Here is a 20,798-nt window from a genome sequence, read left to right as displayed (position 1 = left end):
CATTCATCACCAGCCAAGTGGCCACAACCACTACCACTAGACCCAACCCGATAAACGCAAACCGTTTATGCCGCGGTTTCATCCGTGCCTCCTAACATAGCAGCACGCTGTTCGGCGCGCGCCGCCGCCCGTCGTCGCCATAACGCCAGCACTTCCCAGACCATGCACAAGGCCGTGGCAAGAAACGAGGTCCAGACATAGAGGCCGTAGCCTCCCATTGCAAAAAATTCCGATGCGCTCCCCCACTGCATCAGCGCGCCTCCACTGCTTCTGGCATCGCCGCCGGCTTATCATCCCAGGTCGGCAGAGCTTCCCGCTCGACCATGACGCAGCGGACTCGGGCGAGGATCACCGCGATACTGTACATCCAGAACGCGATCGTCATAATGAGCATGGCCGTCAGCATGGTCGCCGCCATTTTCGAACCCGTCGCCATACTTACGGAGGCCCCTTGGTGCAGAGTGTTCCACCATTGAACGGAATAATAGATGATCGGCACATTGACGACCCCAACCAGCGCAAACACCGCGCTCGAACGGTCAGCGCGACGCATGTCGTCAATGGACGTTCGTAACAACATCACACCCGCATACTGGAACAGGAGAATCAGTTCCGACGTCAACCGAGCGTCCCAAACCCACCATGCTCCCCACGTGGGCTTCCCCCACATGGCTCCGGTCAACAAGGCTAAAAAAGTGAACATCGCCCCGGTGGGTGCAATCGCCTGCGCCATCATGAAGGACAGTCGGGCATTGAGTCCCATTCCGACACCGGCCCAGATGGCCATCACCACATACAGAAACATCGACATCCAGGCAGCCGGAACGTGCACAAAGATAATCCGATAGGATTCCCCCTGCTGAAAGTCGGTCGGTGCCACAAAGAACCCCATATAGAGACCAACGACCATCAGGATGACGGCCACCGCTGCAAACCAGGGGATGAGGCGACCTGCCAGAGGATAAAAGGCTTGAGGAGCTGAATACTTGGACCAGATCACGTGCTTGAAATCCTTTTACTCCAATGCGATACGTAACGCCGCTGCCGTGGCCCAGGGTGCCAGAAAAAGTGAGAGTACCAAACAGGCCCCAAGCAGCGACAAGTTTGCTTCGCCGCCGATCCCAGCCATACTGCTGGTCACGGCGCCGGCCCCGAAGATCAAGACTGGAACGTAGAGTGGAAGCACCAGGAGGGCAACCAGTAGACCACTCCCCCGCACGCCAAGGACCAACGCGGCGCCGATCGCACCAATCATACTCAACGTCGGCGTCCCAAGCAAGAGCGACAACACCAGTACCCCCAGCGCCTCCCCGTCCAGGCCGAACTGTAACCCCAGCAGCGGAGAAAGCAGCACAACGGGAAGCCCGGAGATCACCCAATGGGCCAGCACCTTCCCAAGCACCAGGAGCGACAGCGGTTGGGGAACCAGGACCATCTGCTCAAGGACACCGTCCAGATAATCCGGGGTAAACACGCGGCTAAGCGACAAAAGACAAGTCAGCAAGGCTGCGACCCACAATACACCCGGAGCAATAGTCCGCAAGACCGCCGGCTCGGGCCCGACCCCCAATGGGAACAGACTCACGACAATCACCAGAAAAAAGACCGACATCGCGGCGTCCGACCACCGTCGCATGGCCAGCAGCAGGTCCCGCTGAATGATTCCACTGATGGAGTCCCACGTACTGGAGTGACTCATCCAGCCAGCCTCAGCTGCTGCAGCCGCTCCGCGGGAAGCGCAATCTCCTGATGTGTCACGACAACCACCAACCCCTGACGCTGCAAATGCGCATGCACCCGTTGCGTCACCACCGCGGTTGATGCCGTATCGAGCGACGTAAACGGTTCGTCCAACAGCCAGAGCGGGCGCGTCGACAGCCACAGCCGAGCCAACGCTACTCGTCGCTTTTGCCCTTGCGAGAGCACTTTGGAGGGTAACCGATGGACCAGTCGCTTCAGCCCGATTGCCTCTAGGGCTTCCTTAGCCCCGCTCTCCGAACAAGGTTCCCCGGCGAGTGCCATCGAACTCATCAGATTTTCAACCGCCGTGAGATCGTCTTTGATTCCGTTGAGATGCCCGAGATACATCAACTGCCCGGAATAGAGTTCTTTCAGTTGATGAATGTCCTCCCCCTCCCATCGCACCGAACCTTCCTCGGGGGGCAACAAACTCGAGAAGATACGAAGCAAGCTGGTCTTTCCGCTTCCGTTCTCCCCCACAACCGCCAACAGCTTTCCCCGCTCAACCCCCACGTTGAGGTCAGAGAACAGCCGGCGTTCTCCACGACGGCAACTCAGTCCAACAGCTTGTAACATAGTCCGCCTATTCAATCCGGAACCGCCGAGAGTAAGGGAACGCAACGCTGAAAAACAAGAGGCGAAAGCGTAAGATACTGCGCCACTCAACAGACAGTCGGCACTGCCATCTTGCACTGAGGGCAATCCTACTGCTATCTAAGATCAAATCTACTAGATGAATTCCTCGCCGCCACCGGTTGTGGCGAGACCTATCCGCTCCAAGGAGAACATCATGAGTGAACTGGTTTGTATCGCATTTAAGGACTCCAGCACGGCCGATCGAGTGCTCAACGAACTGCGCGCCATGGAATCGAATTATATCCTCGACCTGGAAGACGCCGTCATCGTCATCCGCGATATGGACGGCAAAGTCCATCTGAAGCAGTGTGTCGACGTGTTCGGAGGTGCCACCCAGCATGGTGTCGCACTGGGCATGTTATGGGGAGGGTTGATCGGTTTGTTGTTCTTTAACCCCCTTGCAGGCCTGTTGGGAAGCCTTGCAGGCGGAGCCAGCGGGGGAGCAGTCTCCGTGGGAGCCAGTGAGTTTGGCCTCTTAAGCGACTACGGGATTCCCGATCAGTTCATCAAGGATTTGGGTAGCACGATCCAGCGAGGCACATCCGCGATTTTTCTGCTGATCCGGAATGTTGACCAAGAGAGATTGTTGGCAAGCTTCTCCCGGTACGAAGGAACAATCCTCAAAACATCACTCAGCAAGGAGCAGGAAGATAAACTGCGGGCCACCCTGACAGACCAGCACAAGCAAAAGAGCGCTAAAGCGTAGTAGTAATAGTAGTAGTATCGGCAAGAGCTACGTTCATCCTTCGACAAGCTGCACGAAACAAAGCAGTCAGTGACTAGCTGAGGTCGTCATGTGTGTAGGCCTGTCGAAGCATGCAACCCATATTTCCGAAGCCTATTACGTCTCCTCCTTCCGTTTCCCATCCAACAGACAACTGACGTTCATATCGCCCATGACGTTGATCGCCGTGCGACAGCGATCGAGGAACCAATCCACGGTCAGTAGGACAGGAATGTAGTGCACGGGCAACCCCACAGCGGTAAAGACCATCGTCATCGTCACCAAGCCTGCTTCAGGAATGCCGGCGGCACCGACGGAAGCGATGATGCTCGTCAGCACCACCATCAGTTGCTGCTGAATACTCAGGTCCATCCCGATCATTTGAGCAACGAACAGGGCCGCCATCGCCTCGTACAGCGCCGTGCCGTCGTTATTGAAATTTGCCCCGACCAATGCCCCCATACTGGCCGACTGCTCGCGCAACCCCACTTTTTCCTTTAGGGAAGCATAGGTCACCGGCATGGTGGCAGTGGAACTCGCCGTCGAGAAAGCCATCACCAGCGCGTCGCGTCCACCACGCAGCAACTGCCCGGGAGATACCCACGAACCGAACCGGATGCGGGCAAGGTAATAGACCGTCTGGATCCCAAGGGCAAGCAGGACACTTACGACAAACATCCCCAGCGCCTTGAATTGCACAAAACCTTCCGTTCCCACGATGCTGGCCACAATACCAAAGACCGCCACCGGCACGGCCGCGATGATCCAATGCAAAATCTTGATCAGTGCGTCCAAGAAGAGTTCAACAAGATGGCCTACGGTTCCAAGAGGGCGTGCCCGCTCCTGGCGGAGTGCCATACCAAAGGCCACGGCAACGAAGATCACACCGATCACCTTGCCGTCATCACCGAGCGGACCAAGCAGACTCTTGGGCACATTTTCCAGAAAAAGGGCGAGCGGATCGGCGCTTCTGGCGGTTTCGTCATGTGAAGCCGGCGGTGCGAGTCCCGCCCCCTGCCCTGGCTGAATCACATTCGCGACGGTTAACCCTACCGTAATCGCGACCAGCGTATTCAGCAGCAACAACCGTGGAAGCCGCGCTGCGAGCGGCCCGCCCAGCTGTGTCGTCATGAACGTGTGCACGATCGCCGCGAGAATCAACGCCGGCGCAAGTGCACCGAGCAGACGCAACACGAGCTTCCCCGGCACGGCAAGCGATGCGGCATGGCTCTCAAGCAACAACCCGGTAATGACACCGAGCACCAAGGCGATGACGATGCGCCCATAGAGAGGGATATTCTGCCACCGCTCGATCGGACCTCTGCTTGGCGGAGTAAGCATCTGGTTTTCGGAGGCTTGCTCGTCCATCAGTTGTGACATTGCTACCGTTGTATCCCCGCTGAACAAGACAAACCTGATTACAACAGACTCAGGTATCTGAGACTGCGCGGTAGTGGATCGTAGCAGATCTGAGTGGGAACGAGTGAGAAAGATACGGCACGGCTAATGAATATGCTGAAACGATCCTGCGCCATAGATCCGCCTCAACATTGCCCGTTCCAGGTCATCCAATTGAGACAGCAGGAATTGCAGAATCAGTAGTCAGGTTTGAAATCCTGAGGCAGCATACCGCTATGAGACTTGTACGGCTGCTCCGAGAATCACGGTCTACGACTTCAGCAGAATGGCGACTGTGTCTGAGATGGTTGAATGCCTATCAAGAGGAACTATCTGACCTTGGAATCACTCCTGCTCAGGCCCGTGCCGTGCTCTATCTTCAGCGAAATCCCGACTGTTCTATTCAGCACTGTGCCGGAGTGTTTGGTGTCGTTAGCTCAACGATGAGGCAGCTGGTTCGTGGTTTACACCACAAGGGATGGATTACCAAACAGCGTTCACCGGAAGACGATCGGTCAGTGCTGCTCGCCCTGACCCCGAAAGGCCACATACTGGCCTGGCTGCTCCACAAGCAACTCAATGCACGACTCCCACTCACCACAATAGCGTCATAGCTCAATCTGATTTACAGACCGCCGGCTATTCCGGCTCTATCTACGTGGCGCGCCCACCTGGCAACGGACGGTGAAGTCACCACGCCTTTGTAGATGATTGACGCCTCTCGCTCTCGGGAGTCGAACACCTCAACGACTGGCAAGTTGCAACATTCCGTAGAGCATTCCGAATATAGCGACGAATGCGTAGGCTTCGATGAAGGAAAGCATGATGTGTCACCCCTTTTCGTGTGTTACCTGAGTCACTTATACACCTCCAAGATGAAGCCTCGATGATGAGAGCATGAAGAGTTCTTCATGCTGCCTGGCAAAACCGTTGCGACCATCATTGATAGACCATCCAATACGACCGCACCCCGTCGCGCTCAGCGAGCAGCCGGCAGTGTCCCTCCGTCTGACAGGGGCGCTCGCGTGAGCCTTGAGCGGTCTGGTCGTTCCCACGAGCATAGTCCACCACGTATTCTTTCCGTGATGCGGAACAGCCGATCAGTAACAGCATCAGCCACAACACAACTCCGAATGCGAGAACACCTTTGTAGCCGGCATACAGTCCATGACCTGCTTGGGTGTGCCTGAACATACCCATTGTCCTCTCCTTCCAGTACGAGTGAATTTGAACAGGGTGTTGACTCATAAGCCCTTGCATCAGGCTTCCATATTGCCCTCGCGGAGCCGAGAACCAATCCCGCATCCGTAGGGGGCGTAACCACCCATATGGGAGAGCAGCGGAGCCTGGTAGGCTCCTCGCACCAGTCTGAATGGTCTCAGCTGAAGAAGCGTAGATCGCACACCACATTTTCTCTTGACGGCAACCGGCTCCCAGCGTAGCCTCCCGCCGGGCTTTCATCAGAAGGAGGAGATGACGGTGGAGGAATGGCCCTATCGCCTTATTGCGGGCATCGGTTTCATCTCGATCGCATGGCTGGCTTGGTTAACAGGGAAGCGCACTCGGCTAAACTGGACGACCATTGGGGGTAGCGCAGCATTGGCCTGGGGACTCGGTATCCTGTCCTTTTGGTTTCCGGGCTCCCGCTGGCTCTGGAGTATGATCAACGATCTGGTGGTTGCCGTCCTCACCGCCTCGCAAAAAGGCACGGTGTTTCTGCTTGGACCCCTCGCACTTGGCCCCGGCCAGACGTTGCCGGGTGGAACAGTCTCGATCGGGTTTATCTTGGCGGCACAAGCGCTGCCGGCCGTCGTGTTCTTCGCCGCCTTGATGTCGGGTCTCTACTATGTAGGCGCGATGCAAGCGATCGTGAGGGTGTTTGCCCGGCTCTTTTACCGGACGATGGGCTTATCGGGAGCTGAGTCGCTCTCCGGCGCCGCGAATATCTTCGTCGGGATCGAGGCAGGCTTGATTGTCCGTCCCTACCTCGCAGCCATGACCCAGTCGGAACTGCTCTTGGTGCTGACGTGCATGATGGCGACCGTAGCGAGCACCGTCATGGGGATCTACGTATCGGCGCTGCAACAGACGGTGCCTCAGATCGCCGGGCATTTGATTTCCGCGTCCATCATCTCGATTCCTTGTGCGGTGCTCATCAGCAAACTGACCTGGCCCGAAGATGGACAGCCCATGACGCTCGGCGGTGTCCCCTCAGACCCCACAGACAGGGACACCTCGACTACATCCGACGATCATGCGAGCCCGCCGCCTTCCAACTTCATTGTCGCGTTGATCGATGGCGCCGGACAGGGAATGAAAATGGCCGTCGGCATTGCTGCGCTACTCATTGTGTTTCTTGGATTGGAAGCGTTGGTCGATTTGGCACTAGGACAGCTTCCGGCGATGAATGGAACGCCGCTCTCCGTCATCAGGATCCTGGCCTGGCTGACCTGGCCGTTCGCCGTTCTCCTGGGTCTCCGTCCTGAGGAATGGCAGATCGGTGCCGATTTGCTGGGGTCACGGTTTATCGAGACGGAAGTCGCCGCCTATTTCAAGTTGGCCGCTGTGCAAGCCACATCTCCAGCACCGCTCTCTCCGCGATCCCTCACGGCGATGACCTACGCTCTCTGTGGATTCGTGCATGTGGCGAGCATGGGCATCTTTGTCGGCGGTATCTCCGCATTGGTCCCGCATCGGGCAAAGGATATCTCGCTCCTGGGCCTACGGGCTCTCTGGACCGCCTTTTTGACGACATTGCTGACCGGTTGTATTGCCGGAGTCCTCTCCTCTTCCTAGCAGGATGCGGAAAAAGACCGCCACGGGCATTCTCGCATCGCTCAGAGGCTCAACGTACGGCCCAGAGTACGATTTGCCTCTTCGCTCGCTGCGGCCTTGCTGGACGGCCTTTTTGCGCATCCTGCATGAATACTCAACGTCCTCTCGCAGCTCAATATCCGTGACGGCGACATGGGTTAAAAAAGGAGTTTTTCCGCAGCCTGCAGAAACAGAGAACGTGCACGATTCATGATTTGACCCTACTCTTTTTCTGACAACCGACTCATCCCAACCGTCGTACGGTTGCCTGGGATGCTTTTTGTTGACGCAATCTCCTAAACAATAGACCATCTCACGGTTCGTGGAGTCATACAGGACTGCTTCTACCGTCATACTTTTTTTCAGGAAGAGAAACCCAGGAGGGCATACATGTTCGGACCCATCACCATTCCATTTGGCGCCAAAATGCTGTTCAACACCGTTACACTCAAACCCGGCGTCACCTTTGAGGAGGTGGAGATAGCCGTCGGAGAACTCTGCGCGGTGGTCAAGGGAACCTATGGAGGAGAGAAAGGCGGATTCATCGCCGGACAAGTGTTCAAGTTTTCCGGCTTCGTCTCAACCGAGGGCTCGCTCTCGGCTTCCAGAACCGCCGACTACCATTATGTGATCGTCACCTATTGGCGCTCGTTCGACGCACACGAACGCTCCCATGCGGACGACGTCTTTAAGAAGAAGTTCGCGAAGCTGACGACCATGTGTTCGGAGACGAAAGAGCTGGGATACGACATGCTGTGGCAAGGAACAGCAGGAGGCCACTAACGGAAGCAGATCTTTTCGTTTATCTCGCATCTGGCAAGCAAGGCAACTCAACGGAGAACGACGATGAGCCTGAAGCTCGTGGCAGTCATGACACTGATCACGCTCATGGTGCCTACCTTCGCCCAGGCGCAACTCGATTGCATCGTGCCCACGCGCGAAGAAGGCTTCGATCCGAAGCAGCCCGGTGCCACGGAGCTCCAGCGTGCCGCGCGTGCGGTAGCCGCCATTGTCCAGCAGAACGCCGTCTTCATGCAGGGGAACAAACCGGTGCGGATCCGCACCACGATCAACTATGGTGGCTGGGACCGGCAATCTGCCTCCGTCGTGACCACGGCATACAACCAGAAAGCCTGGCTCGCCGGCGGCTGCAAGGTCAGCAAGTTTGCGGATCGCGGCGGCGGGCTCTCGGATGGGACGCTTGCCATCTTCATCAACAAACCAGAAGCCCTGTTCGGCGGACACCTGGGAGATGCCGAACTGAAGGCCAGTGGAATGCCTGTGCCATTAGGCAACACCGCCGGATTTCCTATTTATGCCGGGGGTGGCAACAAGGACAATCCACGCCTATTGATGAGCCGTGCAGGTTATGAGCCGTGGGTGCCGGTCACGATTGCCGACATGTTGGACTGGCGCGAGCGTGAACTCAAGAAAAAGGAGGAGGAGTACCAGGCTTCTATACAACAGAACGGCAACGAACTCACGGAAGCGAAGATCGAAGAGATCTATCATGACATGAAGAAGATCAATGCGGCAGACGCGGAGAAGACGCGCACGCAGCTGCTCGCCTCGCTCAAGAAAATGCGAGCCGATAGCACACGCCAGTCAGCTAAAGCTGCGCAATGGACGACGCAGCAGCGCCAAGCCTTCGATGCATACCGGACTTCATTCACACCCGCACAACTCGCGATGCCGGGCACCATCAGCAATTCATTGACGCCCGACAAAGTCATCCGCGTCGACGATCCGGCGGGCAAGCCACTCGCAAAAGTTGATCCGGCGTACACGCAACGTGACCCCCAGCACATTCACTTGATCGTGGTGGGGCTCAGTCCTCAGCCGAAGACCGATCCGAATTATGCGTGGTTCAATGCGTCGCTCAAAGCGCTGGACTACGCAGCACTGGCCAAGTTACTCAGCGAGTAGTGTGTTCTGACCGGACCGAGCCACCGCATCGCGAGTTCGGTCGGGAGGTGACCGTCGAATCTGGCATGACATCAGGCATATGATGGGGCGTACTGGTTTTCGGAGTTGTAGAGACTGAAGGGCATGGCCTCTGCTGGGGGTTGAATGGCAGGGCTGAAGCGGTATCTCGCCGCCGTGCACAATGCGTGATCCGACCCGAGAAGAGCCATTTGCGCATGAAGAACTTCCGTCCCCGTTTCCTCTACCTATCGGCATCTGGAACAGTTGACGACCACATGCGATCATCACCTATTGGCGTTCGTTCGAGAATTTCGACCAACCACGCCTTCACGATACGGGAATACAAGGCACAATCCCCAACACCTACTATCTATATTAAGATACCTTGACAGCCTTCAATGAACGGCCTAGCTTTACAGAAAGTTCTCAGAAAACGAGAATCTTTCTGAAGTTTTTCAAAAAATTGAAGGAGGGAAGTCCGATGTGTTGACATACTCGGCTCTTGGATAACCTTAGCACCCTGTGTCAAACGTGCAGAATAAGTGAACGCAGGAGATGATACATGACGCCGGAAGAGATGAAAAATCTTCTCGATGATGAGGAGGTGGAGGGGGAAGAACTTTCTCCAGAAGACGATATCGTTCCAGCGGTCTCATACGATGTCACGAGTTATGGGTCAGATCCTGAGGTTGAGGGCCTCGTCAATCGTTTGAGGAGAGGGGATATCATGATTCCCCCTTTTCAGCGCGATTACGTCTGGCGACAACCAGAAGCATCAAAGTTCATTGAGTCGCTACTTTTGGGGCTCCCAGTTCCCGGCGTGTTTTTTGCCACTGATCCAAGCACCAATAAGCAACTAGTGATCGATGGACAACAGCGTTTAAAGACTCTGCTATTTTTCTACGACGGTTTTTTCAATCCCCACCCTGATGATGTCAAACAGCGAGTTTTCACCCTCACCAAGGTGCAGAAATCTTATGAAGGGAAAACCTACAAGACGTTACAGGAACATGATCGGATAAGACTCGATACTTCGATAATTCATGCCACAACAGTGAAGCAATCGGCTCCTCCAGGAGACGATACAAGTCTGTACCATATCTTCGAACGACTAAACAGTGGCGGCCGACGCCTTACCGATCAAGAAATGCGCATTGCACTATATCATGGTGAGCTGATCGAGAGAGTGAAAGCACTTAATTCTTATGAGCCTTGGCGACGCGTTTTTGGCAAACTCCACTCCCGTCTTAAGGACCAAGAGTTGATACTACGGTTTTTCGCTCTCCATGACGACATTGAGCGATACGAACGCCCCTTGGCAGAATTCATGAGCAAATACGCGGGGCGTCACCAGAACCCGGGCGAAGGTCAGCTGAATAAACTAACTAAAATATTCAAAGATGCTATAGCTGTTTTTGTGGCATCGCTAGATACAAAGCCATTCCGGCTCACAAAGACATTAAACGTAGCCGTCTATGACTCCTGCATGATTGGCATGGCAAGGAGGCTTGCTTCAAATCCGACTAAACCACCGGCCCAGGCATCCGTAAAACACGCATACCAAAGGCTTCTAGCTGACAAGAGCTACCTTGAAGCTGTGTCTCGCTCAACCGCCGATGAAGGGTTTGTAAAAAGGAGAGTCCAAAAGGCAACAGAAGCGTTTCGTGAGTGCTAACGGATGAGGTTGCAGGCCCTCTCACGCCAGATCCAACGGCTGCATTGGCTAATCTCACAGGCCAATGCACTCAATGCAGACCAACTCGAGCTTCAGGCTCACTTTGCTCGCTATATATGCGTACTATCCGCTGGATTCTTGGAGAACGCCATTATCGATGTATATTCACAATATGCGAGGGCCTGTTCTGCCCCAGCAGTAGGAGACTATGTGGAGTCGACGCTAAGAAAGATGCAGAATCCAAAGGCCAGGAGGTTTGAAGAGACCGCAAAAGCATTCAACAAAGCGTGGGAAGAGGAACTAGCAACATTTTTAAACTCTGATGGTAGGCGAGAAGCCATCGACGCAATAATGTCAAACCGCCATCTGATTGCACATGGAAAGGACTCAGGGATCACCTTAGCAAGGCTAAAGGAATATCTCGCCAAGAGTGTTGCAGTAGTTGAGTTCATTGAAAACCAATGCAACATCAATCAGCAGAATTACTACCCCTAAGTTGCAAGTGTGCTTTAGGGGTCGACGGCTCTGAAATAAAAGAGTCACCTATCTCAAAGAATCAGGGCACTGGCCAAAGTTTCCTCGCCCGCTGCACCGGTTGCGGCGCAAGTTCGGTGAACATATGAGGGGGTCGGACGTCTTTGTTAACTGGATCGCGCAAGGCATCTCCGCCCTTCGGCATACCGCTCTTCATAATCCCACAAATCGCTCACGTTCTGCCTGAGTGGGAACGCGACAGGTGGCCGTTCGACCCATCCACCGATAGCGGTGACGCGCCACGAAATCATAGATCACATCTCGGAGAGGACCCGGCACCAGCACGCCTACATAATACAGAGGCCACCACCAGGAGAGTTGTCGCAGCACCCTGAGCGCCGCCGTGGACTTGGTAGAGACATGGCCCCCTTCCAGCAAGAGGAAGGTCTGATAGTCCGTAATGGACAACTTCAGGTCGCGCAGAATGCGTTGCGCCGGTTCGGACTGGAGTGTCCCGAACTTAAACTGCCCGCCTGGATCATGGGCGATCGCGAAATTTACCCAGGCATTGCACCAATTGCAGACCCCGTCGAAGAGAATCAGCCGTTCGTATTTGGCCCATTCATGTAGAGCAAGATCACACTGGTATGTCATCGACGACCTCGTGACCCGTCAGGCAGAACCTCATTACCTCTCCCACGACTGAATATAGTGCTCTACCACAGTCGGTACGATCCACCGGGGATGTGATAGCACGCACGCATACTAATGTAGTGCTCACCACTGACGCCACTGCTCTACTTTCTTGCTTTCGTCGTACGCCAGGCGATCACGGCAGCACTGAGAAGCATGAGCGAAGCGAGGATGAACGGGGCGCCTGGAAAATCCAGGGAAGGGCTGAGGGTTGAGGGCTGAGGACTGAGAGGAGAATGGGACTGGATGAAGAAGGCAAAGGTCTGGGTGAAGAGGGTCGGGCCGATCATGCCGGTCATGCCGTTGATGCTGGCGATGGCACCCTGCAGCTGGCCCTGCTCAGAACTACTGATGTGGCGTGTCATGAGCGCTTGATTTGATGGACCGGCAAGTCCCCAGAAGGCCATGACGGGAATGCCGAGACAGAAGATCCAGCCCTCCGGCGCAATACCATAAACGGAAAATCCGACTGCTCCACACAGTAAGCCGAGCAGCAGCGTGCGGCGTTCGCCAAACCGAGCGGTGATGGGACCGATCAACCCACCCTGCACAATCATTGCCGCCAGTCCAACACCCGCCATCATCAGTCCAACCGAGGCCGGTCCCCACCCATAGCGATAGCCCATATACAAAACCGAGACGCTCGGCAACACCGCGTGAGCCAGATAGCCGAAGAATGCCACGGTCGCAAGACCGAAGAGTTCGTGATGTGAGCGCAAGAGCACGAGCGAGCCGACCGGGTTGGCCCGCGTCCAGCGAAATTGCATGCGCTTATCCGGCGGCAAGGATTCGGGAAGCACGAAATAACCGTAACAGGCGTTCATGAGACTGAGTGCCGCCGCTCCCCAGAACGGCAATCTTGGATCAATCGCACCCAGCCAGCCGCCCAAGGCGGGACCGATGATGAAGCCGAGGCCGAAGACCATGCCGATCTTGCCGAACGCCGCAGCTCGCTGTTCCGGCGGCGTCACGTCGGCGATATAGGCGCCGGCGGTACTGAAGCTGGAGGAGGCCATCCCAGAAATGACGCGGCCTACAACGAGCCAGGCGACGTTCGGCGCGAGTGCCATCACAATGTAGTCGAGTCCCAAGCCTAGATTGGATAGCAGCACCACTGGACGCGGCCGAATCGATCAGACAACGCGCCCTGGATCGGCGAACAGAAGAACTGCATGAAGGCCCAGGCTGTTCCCATCAGCCCGTAAAGGACTGCAGCCTGTGCCGTGTCGCCGGAGAAAAATTCCTCGACGAGTTTCGGCAGCACCGGAATGATGATGCCGAACGACAGCATATCGAGAAGGACGGTGATGAGGATGAAGAGGACTGCAGCTTGGCGTGGTGGGCTTGTGGCCGGTGGGTGGTACATCACCGCATCCTAGCAGATTGGCCTTCAACCAACGCCTTTCACCGTCTGAAGAACTAAGCAAGAACTGTCTGTCATTCAGAACCTGCGCAGGTCGGTTTGGTGAGATCGGATCTTGTACTATGCATGGCGGCACAAGGCATTCCATACAACATCAGTTGCTTCAATGTACCCATTGTTCATATCCATTCAGTAATGCCTTCCGCCTCACTCCCGTCGATGCCTCAATGATGGCCCTCACGAGCGCAATACCGTTTCCCTCTGGACCAAGCAGGATTTGTCATGGTGGTAACGCGAGCTGATCAATCGCTGAGACTCAGCCTCTTGTTCAATCGTGTGAACTCACAACACAGCCTATTCAGATTCTGGTACCAGTTATAGCCGGTTACGGCGTCAGCGCCAACGTCTGACTTGAAATTCGAAAGGATGGATCGGTCGTCTCAGATTGAGATTTTCTGATCGTCTGGAGGCGTTTTAGCAATGATCCCGCCATCCTGAATCACCACCAACCATTGAAAAGAGCCTGTACGGCTATAGCCTAAACCATACACCTCCGCTCCTTACCATTTCCCATCGATGCAGCGCACATATCTGATTGATACTCTTAGTATACGCGTCTCTTTTCACTAGAAACTGTTACCCAAATTACTGTCAGCACACCTTCACTTGGAAAAAGATTCACACTTGTTCCAGTATCCGAACAGACTGACTTCTTTGATGTATTCAACCAGTGCCTTTTAAGCACAGATGTTGCGTTCGATATCGCACAGTAATGATGCAAGGGTTTCGCACGGTATGTATTCTCATTTCTTTAGATTACAACTTCTGTGAACGGGTCATCGGGACAATGGCCTTACTGAACTCTGCTCGATTCTGAAAGGTTCCACACCATGCATAACACATCTTCCTTCTGGTCCGGAAAAACAGTCTTGGTGACGGGTGCCACCGGGTTTCTGGGAGGCTGGTTGATGCGCCGCCTCCTCGAGTACGGCGCACAGGTCGTGGCGCTCGTCCGTTCCCACAAGCCGAACTCCCAGTTCTTTCTGGAATCATTTGATGACTCCCCATCCGTCACGGTTTACTGGGGTGATGTTTCTGACCAAGCGTTGATTGAACAAATCTTTGACGACTACCCGATTGACGTCTTGTTCCATACGGCGTATGGCGCGGATGTGCATCGCGTGCTCGAGGAACCCTTGGAGTGCTTCCGATCCTCGGCCATCAGCACATGGCAGATTCTAGATTTTCTCAGACAGCATCATCCGAACTGCATCTCGGTCATCAGTTCAACCGACAAGGTGTACGGTCGTCAGCCGACACCCTACCTGGAGGATTCCCCGCTTCAGCCGCTGCACCCGTACGAAGTCGCCAAAACGTCCCAGGATCATGCCGCCCAAAGCTATGGGAAGATGTTCCAATTACCGGTGGCCGTCACCCGCTGTGGGAATTATTTTGGCGGATACGACTTCAATTTCACTCGTCTCATTCCCGGAGTCGTCCAAAGCATTATGCAGGGCAACACTCCAGCTCTCCGATCCAATGGCCGGTTCACGCGAGATTTCTTGTACATTGAGGATGCCGTAGAAGCGCAGCTCCTGCTGGCCCAGCGGCTTTCAGAGGACGAGACTCTGTACGGAGAAGCGTTTAATTTCTCGTACGGCGAGCACGTTGAAGTTCTCGATATTGTGAAACAGGTTTGCCGATTGCTTGATGTGCCGGTTGAGGTTGTCGTGAACCAGAATAGTGCGACGGAAATACCGAACATGGAGCTTTCCTGCAAAAAAGCAAGGCAATATCTCGATTGGCATCCGTCCTACAATTTCACAACAGGCCTTGAGCGTACAGTGTCCTGGTATCGCGAACACTTTTCCGATTTATCAGAGAAGAACCAGAGAAACTATGATTGGCTCCGAAGGACTGTCGCCTAACGACAAAAACTCTTAAATGACAAGAACAGTGAAGTGAGTATCAAGCTAGGCCTGAGATACGCCTGCTTCTTCAGCGTTTACATTTTGGGGAAGTCCAGGAGAACAGTGACCTCGATCCCATCCTATTGATCAGAAGATCTTCGCAGAAACGCCGGCAAACGGTAGCATATAATTGATTCCTCTGTTCGGAGTATCGGTGTCGGCGTTGGAGATGTGGCTGAAGCGCACGCCGGCATTGAGAGCCCAATACGTGGTCAAATCGTAGCTTACACCTGCCCCACCCCAGACCAGAAAATTGAAGTCCGACCCTTGCTCGGGGATTCGCCCTTGGAAATTCGTCCAGAGTGGACCGCCACCGCCTTCGATATACGGCTTCAGCCGGCCGAAGGAAGTGAACGTATAGGCCGCCTTCGGTGTGAATCCCACGCCATACGCACCGGTTGGCTCCGCGATCCCTAACAGAGCCACCTCGACTCCCAGGGCGATCGTACCGCTCCACCACTCGTTGCCGATCGGATTGGTGACTGTCATTTGCCACGAAGGATGGGCGGACACTCCGTTCAGTTTGGACGACTGTCCGTCTGTCAACCGCACCGGCAACATTCCGCCGACGACCACCCCAACGGTCTGTTTCCCAACCATCCCCCCCGATGATTCCTCGGCCGAAATCGGAGACAGCCACGCCAAGCCGACATAGAACAAGACCGTCACGGCACACACTCGAAGGATAAACATCTCGCTAAGTACCCCCGTTCATTCGTGTCTTCGCACGAGACATCTCTGCAAAACTCACTTCCAAGGGCCCAAGAGCGGGCCTTACCCAGAGTACATGCAGCAATCCCACAAGCCTAGAGTTTTTTGACTAATTGTATGGCCTAGAAAAATTAGAAGAGCTTCGCGGAGACTCCGGCAAACGGCAGCAGGTAATTGAGCCCGCTGTTCGGGCTATCGATGCCGGCGTTGGAGATGTGGCTGAAACGGACTCCGGCGATCAGCCCCCATTGTGCAGTGAGCTCATACCTCGCGCCAGCCCCACCCCAGACCAGAAAATTGAAGTCCGACCCTTGTTCCCGAATCCGGCCGTCGAAATTCGTCCAGAGTGGGCCACCACCGCCTTCAATATAAGGTTGGAGTGGACCGAATGAGGTGAACGTGTAAATGACTTTTGGGGCAAATCCGATCCCATAGGCCCCGGTTGGTTCTGTCACTCCTAAGAATGCAGCTTCTGCCCCCAGTGCCATCGTCCCACTCCACCAGCTGTCCCCAATCGGATCAGTCAGCGTGATCTGCCACGAGGGATGGACCGCGACTCCGTTGAGTTTTGAGGCCTGGGACTCCAACAAGCGAACGGGCAGCATTCCCCCGGCCACAAGCCCAACTGACTGCTGTCCAATCCGTGATGACGGCTGATCGTCTGCAGCAGCGGCTGGCAAACACGTCAGGCCTGCTGAAAGCAGGACCATCGCGCATACCAAGTTGATGCGTGTCATAGATGAAACAGAAACATCGACATTGTTACGGTTTCTTGAAACCCCGCCATCTGCGGCAGTATACACGGGTGGAGGAGAGAAATGGCGACACGATCCAGGAGGTGAGTGACGAAGAGAGGAACGAACCGCTGAATGATCTCTGGGGGAATGAACGAGAGGAGCCTGCTATGTCATCCCGCCTCACGATAGCCACAGTCCTGATTGCGGCATTGCACGCTCCGACCGTCCTGTTTGCTGACTTTTTCGACCAGGAACGGCGCCTGGCAGGTGGGGCAGGCCTTGGGGATCGGACGATCCCACAACGCATATTCGCACTTCGGATAGTTACTGCAGGCAAAGAACGATCGGCCCTTCTTCGTTCGCTTCTGCACCAGATCACCGCCGCAATCTGGCTGAGGACACTTGACGCCCAACGCCAGGGGTTTGGTGGTCTTACACTGCGGATAAGCCGAGCAGGCGATGAACTTCCCGAATCGTCCGGTCTTCACCACCATGGGGCTACTGCATTTGTCGCACTTCTGATCAGTGGTAATTTCTTCCTTGGGGACAATTTTAATTGTCCCGTCCGGTAGCTTCTCGAAGTTTTGGGTATTCTTACACGGCGGATCGTCCTTATAGGCCGGGCAGGCGAGAAACTTGCCGTTCCGTCCCCATTTGATTTCCAACATCCGGCCGCACTTCTCGCATGGGATATTGGTCGGTGGCTCGACGATATCTTTGGGGCCGGGAATCGTCTTGGCACGCTCCATTTCCATGGTGAACGGTGCGTAAAAATCTCGAACGGCCGCGACCCACTGTTTATTCCCCTCTTCGACGGCATCCAGCTGTTCTTCGAGCTGTGAGGTGAAATCGACGTTGATGAGCTGCGGGAATCCCTTCAACAGAAAATCATTGACCGTCTTCCCCGTCTCGGTGGGAACCAACCGGCCTTCGGTTTTCTCCACATACTTACGGTCCTGGATGGTTGAAATAATGGCCGCATACGTGGACGGGCGCCCGATCCCTTTTTCTTCCAGCTCCTTGATCAGCAGGGCTTCATTGTACCGTGGCGGCGGTTGCGTAAAATGCTGCTTCGAGAGCAATCCCGGCACTGTCTGTGCCTCTTGTTCCACGAGCCGCAACCGTTCCCCTTCTGACAACGCCGGCAGCTGCCGTTCGTCGTCGTCCGCCTCCTGGTCAGCCTTGGGCTTTTGTGAGGGAGCTTCCTTATCGACGCCCTCCATATAGACGATGGTGTGCCCAGGAAACTTCACGACGGTTCCGGTTGAGCGGAAGATGTACCGGGCCGTCGTCCCAAGCGGTGATGAATCGATGCGGGTCACATCCAAGATCGCCGGCACCATCTGCGACGCAATAAATCGATTCCAGATCAACTTGTACAGATTGTATTGATCCTGTTCCAAGTACTGGCGGATCGACTCCGGATCACGCGCCGCGGATGTCGGCCTGATTGCTTCATGCGCTTCCTGCGCGGCCTTTGACGTCTTGTACACATTCGGCGTGGCCGGAAGATACTCCGATCCAAATCGCGACTGGATCACCTCCCGCGCGTCGGCCATCGCCTCATTGGAAATACGCGGTGAATCAGTTCGCATGTAGGTGATCAACCCCGTCGCCCCTTCGGCGCCGATTTCGATCCCTTCATACAACTGCTGCGCCAGCGTCATGGTCTTCTTCGGCGAAAAATGCAACTTGCGCGACGCCTCCTGCTGCAGCCGACTGGTAATGAACGGTGCCACAGGGTTGCGCTTCTTTTCGCGGCGTTCAATCGATTGGACGACGAATGTCTTGCCTTGAACCTCGCCGATAATGCGACCGGCCTGTTCGGCATGTTCAATCGAGGCCTCGCCGCCATCGATACTATGGAGTTTCGCTTCAAAGGACGGTGGATTGGCACCGGCCAGCAACGCGGTAATCGACCAGTACTCTTCGCTGCGAAAGGCCTCCCGCTCCGCTTCGCGCTCACAAATCAATCGCATCGCCACCGACTGCACTCGGCCCATACTGAGACCGCGTCGCACCTTGTTCCAGAGCAACTGACTGCCTTGATAACCGACGATACGGTCCAGAACACGGCGGGCTTGCTGCGCATTGACCAGGTTCATATCGATTTCACCCGGCGATTGCAGCGCGCGTTTGATCGCCGATTGGGTGATCTCGTTGAACAACACTCGGAAAATCTTTCCCTCCTGCTTTTTCTTCTTCGACTTTCCAAGCAGCTCTTGCTCAAGATGCCAGGCAATGGCCTCCCCTTCGCGATCTGGGTCCGGGGCCAGAAACACCTTGTCCGCCTCTTCCGCTTTCTTCTTGATCTCAGACAACACCTTCGACTTGCCCTTGATCGTGACGTACTGCGGCTCAAAATCATTCTCGAGATCCACGCCCAGCTTACTGGTCGGCAGGTCTTTGACATGTCCGACCGACGCCATGACCGTATAACCGCGGCCCAGATATTTCGTAATCGTCTTCGCCTTGGTCGGCGACTCAACGATAATCAGATTTTTTGCCATAGCAACCCCGTTTCCGCCTTGCAAACTGTATCATCCGTACCAAATATCGAAGATTCATGCAACTAGATTGGCAGTCGGCACCAGTTGATAGGCTTTCCCGCAACGCTGTCGTCAGGCGTTTCGAGCGAACACAAACAGGTGAATGCCGATTGGAAAATCGAGGTTCACTCCACGTGATCTTCAAGCGTGACCACTGTGAACCTGAAAGAGCTTTCTGACATCCTGGTCAGAGACGGATGTATTGTTGACCGGGTAACTGACGGATACGCCCTCCCAACTCCAAGGAAAGTAATGTCGCGACCACTTGAGCAGCATGCAGCCCGGTGCTTTCGATCACGGCATCGACCGACCGGGCTTCATAGGACAGCGCTTCGTAGACGGTCGCCTCTTCGTGACGCAACGGAACCACGGCATCGGCTACGATGCGATCCACGTGCAACATCGCCCGTTGCCGTGCATCGACTTGCGGCAGAATCTCATCCAGAATATCGCGTGCGCCTTCGATCAGTTTTGCGCCCTCCTTGATCAGGCGATTTGAGCCTCGACAGGCTTCCTCTTTAATGGAACCAGGCACTGCGAACACGTCTCGTCCCTGTTCGAGCGCCAACCTCGCCGTGATCAACGACCCACTATCGGTCGCTGCCTCGCTGACCAGCACACCGATCGACAGCCCGCTGATGATCCGATTTCTCCGCGGAAAGTGATGACTTTGAGGAGCCGCACCGATCGGCAGTTCCGAGAGAACGGCTCCGTGCGATTCGATGGTTCGCCGAAGCGCCTGATGTTCAGACGGATAGGTTCGATCGATACCACAGCCCAGGACCGCAATCGTTCGTCCCTTACCTGCGAGTGCGCCACGATGAGCCGCCGCATCGATCCCACGCGCCAAACCACTGACAATGGTCACGCCGCATTTCGCGAGGTCCTTTGCTATTTCTTCTGTAACCACTCTTCCAGCGGGAGTCGCCCGTCTTCCCCCGACAATGGCCACTCCCACCGCATCCTGTGGCAACAGCTCCCCACTCACGTACAACAACGGTGGCGGATCGGGAATGGCTTTCAAGCGCACGGGGTAGTTGTCGTCAAAGAACGTGAGGATCCGAACCTTGAGGCGCGCAACTGCCGTGACTTGGTGATCGATCTGCCGGCGAATCTCTGCTGACGGCCCCCGGCGAATAGCGTCTGCCAAATCAGAGCTGCACCCTGCCGCGACCAAATCACCACTGGGCGCATGCAGCACGGCATTGGATGATCCAAAGGCGTGGATGAGCTTCAGTAACGTCCGATCGCCGACACCGTCCACGGCTCGAAGCGAGAGCCACTGCGTCAAGAAGGCTTCGTCCATGCTCGGCCTCGATCATACACTGGGAGAGTCATAGAACGGCAGGAAGGATGCTTGCGACCTCGCGCGCAACCACCGGCTGACA

The 20,798-nt window shown here is 55.4% G+C and carries 19 protein-coding genes and 1 pseudogene; 8 read left to right on the top strand and 12 right to left on the bottom strand.

What is annotated here, in order from left to right; translation table 11 throughout:
• Positions 1-65: 65 nt before the first annotated feature.
• From ccmD to ccmA, 4 genes are read right to left on the bottom strand one after another with little or no spacing between them, the layout of a single operon-like run.
• The gene (ccmD, locus tag ACMTNU_RS14035) at positions 66-251 is read right to left on the bottom strand and encodes a heme exporter protein CcmD (protein ID WP_413935886.1); all 186 of its coding nucleotides are present in this window, start codon (positions 249-251) and stop codon (positions 66-68) included.
• The gene (ccmC, locus tag ACMTNU_RS14030; protein ID WP_413935885.1) at positions 251-1,000 is read right to left on the bottom strand and encodes a heme ABC transporter permease CcmC; all 750 of its coding nucleotides are present in this window, start codon (positions 998-1,000) and stop codon (positions 251-253) included. Before ccmC ends, ccmD begins: the two co-directional genes overlap by 1 nt.
• Before the next feature lie 15 nt (positions 1,001-1,015).
• Positions 1,016-1,699, bottom strand: coding sequence for a heme exporter protein CcmB (gene ccmB, locus ACMTNU_RS14025; RefSeq protein WP_413935884.1), 684 nt, complete (start codon positions 1,697-1,699; stop codon positions 1,016-1,018).
• A complete protein-coding gene (gene ccmA / locus ACMTNU_RS14020; protein ID WP_413935883.1) occupies positions 1,696-2,316 on the bottom strand; it encodes a cytochrome c biogenesis heme-transporting ATPase CcmA in 621 nt (206 codons plus the stop codon). The genes ccmB and ccmA overlap by 4 nt, the downstream gene beginning before the upstream one ends.
• A gap of 214 nt (positions 2,317-2,530) precedes the next feature.
• Between ccmA and ACMTNU_RS14015 the strand changes: the two genes are divergently transcribed.
• Positions 2,531-3,082 (top strand): DUF1269 domain-containing protein, encoded by a 552-nt coding sequence (locus ACMTNU_RS14015; RefSeq protein WP_413935882.1) that lies wholly within the window; start codon positions 2,531-2,533, stop codon positions 3,080-3,082.
• Between the two features lie 135 nt (positions 3,083-3,217).
• Here ACMTNU_RS14015 and ACMTNU_RS14010 read toward each other — a convergent pair whose 3' ends face one another.
• Entirely contained in the window at positions 3,218-4,480 is a 1,263-nt protein-coding gene (locus ACMTNU_RS14010; protein ID WP_413935881.1) for a dicarboxylate/amino acid:cation symporter, read from the bottom strand.
• Positions 4,481-4,734: 254 nt separating this feature from the next.
• Here ACMTNU_RS14010 and ACMTNU_RS14005 point away from each other — a divergent pair, with 254 nt between their 5' ends.
• Positions 4,735-5,112, top strand: coding sequence for a MarR family winged helix-turn-helix transcriptional regulator (locus ACMTNU_RS14005; RefSeq protein WP_413935880.1), 378 nt, complete (start codon positions 4,735-4,737; stop codon positions 5,110-5,112).
• Between the two features lie 325 nt (positions 5,113-5,437).
• On the opposite strand, the gene ACMTNU_RS14000 is transcribed toward ACMTNU_RS14005, so the two are convergent.
• Entirely contained in the window at positions 5,438-5,698 is a 261-nt protein-coding gene (locus ACMTNU_RS14000) for a hypothetical protein (protein ID WP_413935879.1), read from the bottom strand.
• Positions 5,699-5,971: 273 nt separating this feature from the next.
• On the opposite strand from ACMTNU_RS14000, the gene ACMTNU_RS13995 reads away from it, so the two are divergent.
• The 5 genes from ACMTNU_RS13995 (at position 5,972) to ACMTNU_RS13975 (ending at position 11,408) form a co-directional block, all read left to right on the top strand.
• On the top strand, positions 5,972-7,294 hold the full coding sequence (locus ACMTNU_RS13995; RefSeq protein ID WP_413935878.1) for a NupC/NupG family nucleoside CNT transporter: 1,323 nt from the start codon (positions 5,972-5,974) through the stop codon (positions 7,292-7,294).
• Between the two features lie 408 nt (positions 7,295-7,702).
• The gene (locus ACMTNU_RS13990; protein ID WP_413935877.1) at positions 7,703-8,095 is read left to right on the top strand and encodes a hypothetical protein; all 393 of its coding nucleotides are present in this window, start codon (positions 7,703-7,705) and stop codon (positions 8,093-8,095) included.
• Between the two features lie 63 nt (positions 8,096-8,158).
• The gene (locus ACMTNU_RS13985; RefSeq protein WP_413935876.1) at positions 8,159-9,238 is read left to right on the top strand and encodes a hypothetical protein; all 1,080 of its coding nucleotides are present in this window, start codon (positions 8,159-8,161) and stop codon (positions 9,236-9,238) included.
• 562 nt (positions 9,239-9,800) lie between these two features.
• Positions 9,801-10,913, top strand: a complete 1,113-nt coding sequence (locus tag ACMTNU_RS13980; protein ID WP_413935875.1) for a DUF262 domain-containing protein — start codon at positions 9,801-9,803, stop codon at positions 10,911-10,913.
• A 3-nt stretch (positions 10,914-10,916) separates the two neighbouring features.
• On the top strand, positions 10,917-11,408 hold the full coding sequence (locus ACMTNU_RS13975; protein ID WP_413935874.1) for a HEPN domain-containing protein: 492 nt from the start codon (positions 10,917-10,919) through the stop codon (positions 11,406-11,408).
• Between the two features lie 192 nt (positions 11,409-11,600).
• Here the strand turns inward: ACMTNU_RS13975 and ACMTNU_RS13970 are convergent, their stop codons facing one another.
• Both ACMTNU_RS13970 and ACMTNU_RS13965 read right to left on the bottom strand, forming a co-directional pair.
• Positions 11,601-12,041, bottom strand: coding sequence for a thiol-disulfide oxidoreductase DCC family protein (locus ACMTNU_RS13970; protein WP_413935873.1), 441 nt, complete (start codon positions 12,039-12,041; stop codon positions 11,601-11,603).
• Between the two features lie 143 nt (positions 12,042-12,184).
• A pseudogene (locus tag ACMTNU_RS13965) lies at positions 12,185-13,446 on the bottom strand (TCR/Tet family MFS transporter).
• Positions 13,447-14,333: 887 nt separating this feature from the next.
• Here ACMTNU_RS13965 and ACMTNU_RS13960 point away from each other — a divergent pair.
• Entirely contained in the window at positions 14,334-15,371 is a 1,038-nt protein-coding gene (locus tag ACMTNU_RS13960; protein WP_413935872.1) for a GDP-mannose 4,6-dehydratase, read from the top strand.
• Between the two features lie 129 nt (positions 15,372-15,500).
• On the opposite strand, the gene ACMTNU_RS13955 is transcribed toward ACMTNU_RS13960, so the two are convergent.
• The 4 genes from ACMTNU_RS13955 to dprA form a co-directional block, all read right to left on the bottom strand.
• Entirely contained in the window at positions 15,501-16,106 is a 606-nt protein-coding gene (locus ACMTNU_RS13955) for an acyloxyacyl hydrolase (protein ID WP_413935871.1), read from the bottom strand.
• A 149-nt stretch (positions 16,107-16,255) separates the two neighbouring features.
• Positions 16,256-16,861, bottom strand: coding sequence for an acyloxyacyl hydrolase (locus ACMTNU_RS13950; RefSeq protein WP_413935870.1), 606 nt, complete (start codon positions 16,859-16,861; stop codon positions 16,256-16,258).
• Between the two features lie 170 nt (positions 16,862-17,031).
• The gene (topA, locus tag ACMTNU_RS13945) at positions 17,032-19,371 is read right to left on the bottom strand and encodes a type I DNA topoisomerase (protein ID WP_413935869.1); all 2,340 of its coding nucleotides are present in this window, start codon (positions 19,369-19,371) and stop codon (positions 17,032-17,034) included.
• A gap of 226 nt (positions 19,372-19,597) precedes the next feature.
• The gene (dprA, locus tag ACMTNU_RS13940) at positions 19,598-20,716 is read right to left on the bottom strand and encodes a DNA-processing protein DprA (protein WP_413935868.1); all 1,119 of its coding nucleotides are present in this window, start codon (positions 20,714-20,716) and stop codon (positions 19,598-19,600) included.
• Between the last annotated feature and the right edge of the window lie 82 nt (positions 20,717-20,798).

The organism is Nitrospira sp. BLG_1, assembly GCF_047338595.1.
Lineage (GTDB): Bacteria > Nitrospirota > Nitrospiria > Nitrospirales > Nitrospiraceae > Nitrospira_D.
This window is presented reverse-complemented; position numbering and strand designations above follow the sequence as displayed.